This window comes from Oleiphilus sp. HI0086, from assembly GCF_001635225.1.
This window is the reverse complement of sequence record NZ_LWFZ01000890.1, coordinates 1-1,569: the sequence shown is the minus strand read 5'-3', so window position 1 is coordinate 1,569 and position 1,569 is coordinate 1. Positions and strand designations below refer to the sequence as shown.

Below are 1,569 nucleotides of genomic sequence, written 5' to 3'. Positions count from 1 at the left end.
ATCGGCCCCGAAGGTGGCTTTACTGAGTATGAAGTAAACAAGCTCAAAGAAGCCGGTTTTGAAGGAGTTCATTTAGGCGAAAGAATTCTACGCGTAGAGACTGCCGTACCCGTATTGATCTCGCGTCTATTTGGGTCAACATTCTAGGGTAATTTTGTCCGCTAGTCGGACGTTCAAGTAGACTTAATTGATAAGGATGAAACAGCCAGATTGATTATCGAGTGAATGATTGAAAGTGAGCATTAGCGTTCTTTATCGGGAGCCAAGTAAACCGCTAACTTTGAGTTAAAAGCGAGCATTATTGAACTGTAGACATAACCCATCAAAAGAGCAGGAAGCGCTCACTTTTGAAAGCCCTAAGATCACTCACTACTGTTCAAAAATGTACTTTTCTTTTAATTGTTTTTAGTCATTCTACGGTCATAATTTTAGTAACACTTCAAATACATGTAATTATGTATTTGAAGTGTTTGTCTACAATGACGTCTTGGTAAATTAACTTAAAAGCGTAATCCAGCATCAAGAAATATACTATTATTACTATCAATAGTTAAGTATTTGGCGTTAATGGAGAGTTCGTTGGTTAGGAAGATTCTGCTCTGTATACCATAACCAGTTTCACCAGCCTTAATAATGTTTGCCCCAATGCTAAACTTTTTATTTAGGTAATAATCAGCAGAAAGGTCATAAGTATTATCATCGTCACCTTTTTCAAATGAAGCCTCAATGTTAACTGCAGTATCATCAGTTAACTTATTAACATACTTTGCATCTAAGTTAAGGTCATAGCCAGGCTCATGCAAATATGAAGTTGTTAGCAACAAATTTTCAATCGGAGAGAAACCCGCTGTAAGCCCCCAGTCTGTATCCGTTATTTTAGTTGAACCAAGCTCAGCTGAAGATCGAAGAATCACTGCACCAACGAAAAACTGAGTATCAGGAATATAATAATCAACTACTAAAGACGTAACGTTTGCATCAATTGGTCCCAGCTCCCCTATTCCATGAACTAACTGAACATTGCTTGCCTCTTCTAAGAAAGCGGATTCTGCTAATGGGTGGTTCTCCGTATTTACAGAGTCAAAATATAAGGTACCCATCATAGCTTTAAGGCTTGAGTCATTGTCTAAATCAGCATAACCAATACCAACTTCTGCTTTAAATGACTCTGAAAATGCTACTGTTGAAGCAAGAGAGAGGGCGATGGCTGAACTGATAAGTTTGATATTCATTTATTATATCCATATTGATTAATTCCATTCATCATCTGATGAAAATGCAGATTACTATTGTATCTAATTTTAATATTTAGTGCAAAAAATGGTACGCTTTTACTAACGAACTCTCNGCTTTCTTTGGCCTGAAGAATGCCCGCTTTAGCTCTCAACCTAAAACAAGCGTTTAAACCCGAAGCCTTAGTTCTACCAGTATGCAACAACCCGATAATTTCGCCATTTTAGCAATGGCCTCTAATGGCAAGTTTTGGCACTTCTAAGACCCCTGCGTAGCCATCAACGGCTTACTTAGGCGTCCTAAGCTAAGCGATGGACAAGCCCATCGCATGCTTAA

The 1,569-nt window shown here is 38.3% G+C and carries 2 protein-coding genes; one reads left to right on the top strand and one right to left on the bottom strand.

Annotation, left to right across the window (positions count from 1 at the left end; genetic code table 11):
* The coding region (locus A3756_RS16065) for an RsmE family RNA methyltransferase (RefSeq protein WP_156490532.1) at positions 1-147 on the top strand (147 nt) is incomplete at its 5' end.
* Positions 148-500: 353 nt separating this feature from the next.
* Here the strand turns inward: A3756_RS16065 and A3756_RS16060 are convergent.
* Positions 501-1,232, bottom strand: a complete 732-nt coding sequence (locus tag A3756_RS16060; protein ID WP_068509190.1) for a putative porin — start codon at positions 1,230-1,232, stop codon at positions 501-503.
* Positions 1,233-1,569: the final 337 nt, after the last annotated feature.